Raw genomic sequence first — 7,117 nt, forward strand, 5'->3', positions numbered from 1 at the left:
CGCGGCTCGGCCGGGCCCGCCCGGACGGCTGCCAGCGTGGCGCGGCAGTCCGGACAGAGCGGGCCGGGACCGAGCCGGCAGCCGGCACAGGGCACGGGCAGCAGCAGATCGAGGAGGCCGAGGACGGTCGCAGGCAGATCGGTCATTTCGGCACCTCCCGGGGGGTGGCGGAACGGCGATGTGCGCCATACGGTTGACCACCCTGGCGGTGTTGTCCAGCTGTTTACCGTTGTTTCACTCGTAGGAGGGTAAACAGAGGGCAACAGCCGTGCCGCCGGTGCTCCCTCGTTACGTTGTTCGACTGGGGAGGCGGAATCCCCTGGTGGGGTGTCTCATAAGGCCAGAGGGGGTTTCAAGCGCTCCCGGTGGGGAGGAAGTGAGGTGAGGGCCAGTCGCGCTCGCCACTCCCGGCGGCGCCGGGACCGGCGACGATTGACTGGTCCGGCTGGGTCTCAGTCCGATCCGGTACGTACTCGGATCGGCGACAGCACAAGGGATCGGAGTTCTGCGTGGACATCGTCGTCAAGGGCCGCAAGACCGAGGTGCCCAAGAGGTTCCGCGAGCACGTGGCCGAGAAGCTGGAGAAGGTCCAGAAGTTTGACGGCAAGGTGATCAGCCTCGACGTCGAGGTGTCCAAGGAACACAACCCGCGCCAGGCCGACCGCTCCGAGCGGGTCGAGATCACCCTCCGTACCCGTGGCCCGGTGATCCGGGCCGAGGCAGCCGCTGCCGACCCGTACGCGGCCCTCGACCTGGCCTCAGCCAAGCTGGACGCGCAGCTGCGCAAGTCCGCCGACCGCCGGCGTGTGCACAAGGGCGGCAACGGCCGCACCCCGATCAGTGTCGCGGAGGCGACGGCGGCGCTGGCAGCCCTCCCCGAGACGGCGCCGCCCGCGGGCAGTGCCAACGGGACGGTCCGCAAGACCATGATGGGATCGCTGGAGGTGGAGGGCGACGGTCCGCTCGTCGTCCGCGAGAAGACGCACCCCGCCGGGCCGATGTCGCTGGACCAGGCGCTGTACGAGATGGAGCTCGTCGGCCACGACTTCTACCTGTTCGTGGAGAAGGACAGCGGCCTGCCGAGCGTGGTCTACCGCCGGCACGGCTACCACTACGGCGTGATCCACCTCAAGGAGGACCACACCGCCCACGGTGACGCCGGTGGTGCCGGCGGGGCGATCGGCGGCCCGGACGAGGACTGACGGTCCGTCGCCCGGCGCCGGAGGATCCGGACCGGGACCGACCGGTCCGGCACAACACGAAAGACTGAGATGACCGGTGACCCCGGCGGCCCACGACGCCGCCGGGGTCACCCAGCTGGGCGGTGCGACGGCGGAGGGTGATCAACCGGTCCCCCGCCGTGGAATGATTGAGCACGACATCGACCGGCAGCCGGGGGAGGAGCGGATGGGCGAGCCATTCAGCCAGGGTTTGGGAGCCGGCTCGGGGGGCGGGCAGGGCGAGGGCGGGGAGCCCGGGTACGCGCTGCGCCGGGCCGAGCCGATCCGGGTCCTGGTGGTGGACGACCACGCACTGTTCCGCCGAGGCCTGGAGATCGTGCTGGCCGAGGAGGAGGACATCACGGTCATCGGCGAGGCCGGGGACGGCGCCGAGGCCGTGCTCAAGGCCGCGGACCTGCTGCCGGACATCATCCTGATGGACGTCAGGATGCCGCGCCGGAGCGGGATCGAGGCCTGTACCGCGATCAAGGACGTGGTCCCGAGCACGAAGATCATCATGCTGACCATCAGCGACGAGGAGGCCGACCTCTACGAGGCGATCAAGGCGGGCGCCACCGGCTACCTGCTGAAGGAGATCTCCACCGACGAGGTCGCCACCGCGATCCGGGCCGTGGCCGACGGGCAGTCGCAGATCAGCCCCTCGATGGCCTCCAAGCTGCTCACCGAGTTCAAGTCGATGATCCAGCGACGGTCCGAGGACCGGGAGTTGGTGCCCGCACCGCGGCTCACCGACCGGGAGCTGGAGGTGCTCAAGCTGGTGGCCACCGGGATGAACAACCGGGAGATCGCCAAGGAGCTCTTCATCAGCGAGAACACCGTGAAGAACCACGTCCGCAACATCCTGGAGAAGCTGCAGCTGCACTCCCGGATGGAGGCCGTGGTCTACGCGATGCGGGAGAAGATCCTGGAAATAGGCTGACCGGACCGGGCGGGCCGCGGCAGTCGCGCCCGCCCGCTCCCGTCAGCCGTCCAGCAGGGACCTCAGGGCCGGCCGCAGTCGCTCGTCGCCCAGCGCCTCGACCCGGACGGCGTCGCAGCCCACCCACTCGGCGGCCTCGCGCAGGGCGGTGGCCGCCGCTTCGACGTACTTCGGTGCGTCCAGCGAGATCTGACGGGCCACCAGGGTCCGCCCCTCGCGGGCCGGGTCGATCCGGCCGACCAGCCGGCCCTGGGCCAGCAGCGGCATCGCGAAGTACCCGTGCACCCGCTTGTGCTTGGGGGTGTACGCCTCCAGCCGGTGCGTCATGCCGAAGATCCGCTCGGTGCGGGCGCGGTCCCAGACCAGGGAGTCGAACGGTGAGAGCAGGGTGGTGCGGTGGCGGCCGCGCGGCGCCGACGCCAGCGCCGCCGGATCCGCCCAGGCCGGCCCGGACCAGCCCGCCACCTCGACCGGGACCAGGCCCGATTCGGCCACGGCGGCGTCGAACTGGGCGGCCTTGAGCCGGTGGTAGTCCATCAGGTCGGCCCGGGTGGCCACCCCGAGCGCGGCCCCCGCCTGCGCGACCAGCCGGCGCAGGCACTCGGCGTCGGAGGGCTCCTGCCCGTACAGCGCCTCCGGGATGGCCTGCTCGGCCAGCCGGTAGACCCGCTTCCAGCTGCGGCGCTCGGTGCAGACCACATCGCCGAAGGAGAGCGCCCGCTCGACCGCGATCTTGGTGTCGGACCAGTCCCACCACTCGGCGGTCCGCTTGGCGCCGCCCAGCTCGGTGGAGGTCAGCGGGCCCTCGGCGCGCAGCTTGTCGAGCACCTGGCGGTAGGTCGCGGCGGAGACCTGGTGGCCCCAGAGGTTCCCGCGGGCGCGGTAGGCCCGGCGCCGGAACGCGAACAGCGGCCACTCCTCGACCGGCAGGATGCAGGCGGCGTGCGACCAGTACTCGAAGGTGGCCTGCGAACCCCAGTACGCGCGGTCCACCGCGGCCCGTCCGACCGCCCCCAGGCGCGCGTACGGGACCAGTTCGTGCGAGCGGGCCAGCACGGAGATGGTGTCCAGCTGCACGGCGCCGAGGTGGCGCAGCACGCCGCGGACGCCCGCGCGGCGGTCCGGCGCGCCGAGCAGGCCCTGGGCGCGGAGGGCGATCAGGCGGGCCTGGTCGGCGGAGAGGCTGATGGCGGTCATGCCGGGCAGGGTAGGGCCCGCCGCTGACAGTCGGGGCCCGCAGGTCCGGGGGGCGGCGGGCGGCCCGGGGGAGGGACGCAGGGGAACCCTTGGGCGTCCCGGGCGGTTGTGCAGTGCACACCGACAGGTACGGTGACCGTTTTGCCCTGCCGGGTGGCGCTAATCCCTGCTTTGCCCGGGCGGGTGACACGGGAATACCGTGCTGACGCACCTCCCGGCGGCTTGTCCTCCTCGCATACGATGACCGTACGGTGGGGTAGGTCTCGCCGTGCTGTAGTCCAGAGCCGATCCAGGCAAGGAGCCCGCCCAAGTGTCCGTCTTCGACAAGATCCTGCGCGCCGGCGAAGGTAAGACCCTTCGCAAGCTGCAGCGGATTGCTGCCCAGGTCAACTCGATCGAAGAGGACTTCGTCAACCTCAGCGACGACGAACTGCGGGCACTGACCGACGAGTACAAGAGCCGGCTGGCCGAGGGCGAGTCGCTGGACGACCTCATGCCGGAGGCGTTCGCGACCGTCCGCGAGGCGTCCAAGCGGGTCCTCGGGCAGCGCCACTACGACGTCCAGATCATGGGCGGCGCCGCGCTGCACTTCGGCTACGTCGCCGAGATGCGCACCGGTGAGGGCAAGACCCTGGTCGGCACGCTGCCGGCCTACCTCAACGCGCTGACCGGCAAGGGCGTGCACCTGATCACGGTCAACGACTACCTCGCCGAGCGTGACTCGGAGTGGATGGGCCGGGTGCACCGCTTCCTCGGCCTCGAGGTCGGCGTGATCCTGGCCAACATGTCGCCCGCCGAGCGCAAGCGCCAGTACGGGATGGACATCACGTACGGCACCAACAACGAGTTCGGCTTCGACTACCTGCGCGACAACATGGCCTGGTCGCAGGAGGAACTGGTCCAGCGCGGCCACAACTTCGCGGTCGTCGACGAGGTCGACTCGATCCTGATCGACGAGGCCCGTACCCCGCTGATCATCTCCGGCCCCGCGGACCAGGCCACCAAGTGGTACAGCGACTTCGCCAAGCTGGTGCAGCGCCTCAAGCGCGACCGCGACTACGAGGTCGACGAGAAGAAGCGCACCGTCGGCGTGCTGGAGGAGGGTGTCACCCGGGTCGAGGACTACCTGGGCATCGACAACCTCTACGAGTCGGTCAACACCCCGCTGGTCGGCTTCCTGAACAACGCCATCAAGGCCAAGGAGCTCTACAAGAACGACAAGGACTACGTCGTCATGAACGGCGAAGTCATGATCGTCGACGAGCACACCGGCCGCATGCTCGCCGGCCGCCGCTACAACGAGGGCATGCACCAGGCGATCGAGGCGAAGGAGGGGGTGGAGGTCCAGAACGAGAACCAGACGCTGGCCACCATCACCCTGCAGAACTTCTTCCGGCTCTACAGCAAGCTCTCCGGCATGACCGGTACCGGCACCACCGAGGCCGCCGAGTTCCACCAGATCTACAAGCTCGGCGTGGTGCCGATCCCGACCAACAAGACCCCGCTGCGGATCGACCAGCCCGACCTGATCTACAAGTCGGAGCCGGCCAAGTTCGCCGCCGTGGTCGAGGACATCGCCGAGCGCCACCACAAGGGCCAGCCGGTGCTGGTCGGCACGGTGTCGGTGGAGAAGTCCGAGTACCTCTCCCAGGAGCTGCGCAAGCGCGGCGTCCCGCACGAGGTGCTGAACGCCAAGCACCACGAGCGCGAGGCGCAGATCGTCGCGCAGGCCGGCCGCAAGGGCGCCGTCACCGTGGCCACCAACATGGCCGGCCGCGGTACCGACATCAAGCTCGGCGGCAACCCCGAGTACCTGGCCGCCGCCGACCTGGCCCAGCGCGGGCTCAACGAGGAGGACACGCCGGAGGAGTACGCGGCCGCCTTCCCGAGCGCGCTGGAGAAGGCCAAGGAGGCCGTCAAGGTCGAGGAGGCCGAGGTCCAGGAGGCCGGCGGCCTCTACGTGCTGGGCACCGAGCGTCACGAGTCCCGCCGGATCGACAACCAGCTGCGCGGCCGCTCCGGCCGTCAGGGCGACCCGGGCGAGTCCCGGTTCTACCTCTCGCTGGGCGACGACCTGATGCGCCTGTTCAAGGCCGGCATGGTCGAGCGCGTGCTGTCGATGGCCAACGTCCCCGAGGACGTGCCGATCGAGTCGAAGATGGTCACCCGCGCCATCGCCTCCGCGCAGACCCAGGTCGAGCAGCAGAACTTCGAGATCCGCAAGAACGTCCTCAAGTACGACGAGGTGCTCAACCGCCAGCGTGAGGTGATCTACACCGAGCGCCGGCGCGTCCTGGAGGGCGAGGACCTGCAGGAGCAGATCGGCCACTTCATGGACGACACCGTCGCGGCCTACGTGACCGCCGCGACCGGTGAGGGCTTCGAGGACGACTGGGACCTCGACAAGCTCTGGACCGCCCTCAAGCAGCTCTACCCGGTCACCCTCGACCTGGAGGAGCTGGAGGAGGAGGTCGGCGGCCCGGCCGGGCTGACCCCCGACTTCCTCACCAAGGTGCTGCAGGAGGACATCCAGTCCCAGTACGGCGCCCGCGAGGACCAGCTCGGCGAGCAGATCATGCGCGAGCTGGAGCGCCGCGTGGTGCTGTCGGTGCTGGACCGCCGCTGGCGCGAGCACCTGTACGAGATGGACTACCTCCAGGAGGGCATCGCGCTGCGTGCCTACGCCCAGCGCGATCCGCTGGTCGAGTACCAGCGCGAGGGCTTCGACCTGTTCTCCGCGATGATGGAGGGCATCAAGGAGGAGTCCGTCGGCTACCTGTTCAACCTGGAGGTCCAGGTCGAGCAGCAGGTCGAGGAGGTGCCGGTGGCCGACTCCGACATCTCGCTGGAGAAGGCCGACGCGCGTCCCGAGATCAAGGCCAAGGGCCTGGAGGCGCCGCAGCGCAAGAAGCTGCACTACGTCGCGCCGTCGGACGAGATCGGCGGCGGCGTGGTCGAGGGCGACTTCGACGACCTCGCGGCCGAGGAGGGCGACGGGCTGACCCGCGCCGAGCGCCGCAAGGCCGCGAAGGCGGCCAAGGGCGGCCGTCGCCGCAAGGGCTGATCTGGCTTCGCCTGACAGGCACTGCACGCGCCAGGGCGCCGCTTCCCGTTCTACGGGGGCGGCGCCCTGGCGCGTGTACGGGCGGAGGCCGTCGGGGCAGGGTCAGCGGGCCTCCACGGCGGCGCACTGCCACTGCTGCGACTGGCGGTGCTGCTCCAGCCGGAACGCCACCATGTGGTGGCGCGGACCGAACTCCACCCGGACGCACACCTCCAGCGCCCCGCTGCGCGGCGCGGAGTCGTACACCCGGCCGAGGCGGGTGCGCGGCGCGCGGCCGTGCGGGCGCAGCGGGCCGTTGCGGACCAGCGCGACGATCTGCTGGTAGCCCTTGAGCGTGGTGTGCCGCTGGAGCTGGCCGACCGGGCGTACGCCGGTCAGCACCTCCACCAGCCGGTGCGCGAAACGGGTCGCGAGCTCGCCCTGCCCCGCGCCGTGGGCAGGGGCGCACGCCGTCCGCGGGTGGCGCGGGAGGAGGGCCTGCGAGGGCCCGGCGTGCCGGGCGCGGTGCGCTGCGGCGCGCGGCGCCCCCGGGGCGGTGGGCGGGTACGGGTGCGGGTGCGGGTGCGGGTGGCGGACCGGGCGGCGCGGGCGGTGGTGGCCGGGTACGGGCGCCAGCGGGCGGATGCTCGGGCCGGGTGGTAGCGGCCGTGCTCCGGGCTGAGGGGCGGGCTCGGGCGCGGTGGTGGCGTGTGCGGT

Annotated in this window: 5 protein-coding genes; 3 read left to right on the top strand and 2 right to left on the bottom strand. The window is 70.9% G+C overall.

Going from position 1 to position 7,117, the window contains the following annotated elements; translation table 11 throughout:
* Positions 1-509 precede the first annotated feature (509 nt).
* Together raiA and AA75_RS37815 are read left to right on the top strand one after the other, a co-directional pair.
* The gene (gene raiA, locus AA75_RS37810; RefSeq protein WP_033824965.1) at positions 510-1,202 is read left to right on the top strand and encodes a ribosome-associated translation inhibitor RaiA; all 693 of its coding nucleotides are present in this window, start codon (positions 510-512) and stop codon (positions 1,200-1,202) included.
* A gap of 205 nt (positions 1,203-1,407) precedes the next feature.
* Positions 1,408-2,160 (top strand): response regulator transcription factor, encoded by a 753-nt coding sequence (locus AA75_RS37815; RefSeq protein WP_033824972.1) that lies wholly within the window; start codon positions 1,408-1,410, stop codon positions 2,158-2,160.
* 42 nt (positions 2,161-2,202) lie between these two features.
* Here AA75_RS37815 and AA75_RS37820 read toward each other — a convergent pair whose 3' ends face one another.
* On the bottom strand, positions 2,203-3,357 hold the full coding sequence (locus tag AA75_RS37820; protein ID WP_033824966.1) for a winged helix-turn-helix domain-containing protein: 1,155 nt from the start codon (positions 3,355-3,357) through the stop codon (positions 2,203-2,205).
* Positions 3,358-3,667: 310 nt separating this feature from the next.
* Between AA75_RS37820 and secA the strand changes: the two genes are divergently transcribed.
* A complete protein-coding gene (secA, locus tag AA75_RS37825; RefSeq protein ID WP_033824967.1) occupies positions 3,668-6,421 on the top strand; it encodes a preprotein translocase subunit SecA in 2,754 nt (917 codons plus the stop codon).
* A 102-nt stretch (positions 6,422-6,523) separates the two neighbouring features.
* On the opposite strand, the gene AA75_RS50305 is transcribed toward secA, so the two are convergent.
* Positions 6,524-7,117 (bottom strand): Rv3235 family protein (locus AA75_RS50305; protein WP_051814114.1); only part of this gene is annotated, 594 nt, incomplete at its 5' end.

The sequence above is a fragment of the Kitasatospora sp. MBT63 genome (assembly GCF_000710465.2).
GTDB lineage: Bacteria > Actinomycetota > Actinomycetes > Streptomycetales > Streptomycetaceae > Kitasatospora.

Excerpts from the sequence above, each read along its gene's own strand:
- AA75_RS37815 (WP_033824972.1), top strand. The coding sequence starts at position 1,408 with ATGGGCGAGCCATTCAGCCAGGGTTTGGGAGCCGGCTCGGGGGGCGGG.
- AA75_RS37820 (WP_033824966.1), bottom strand. The coding sequence starts at position 3,357 with ATGACCGCCATCAGCCTCTCCGCCGACCAGGCCCGCCTGATCGCCCTC.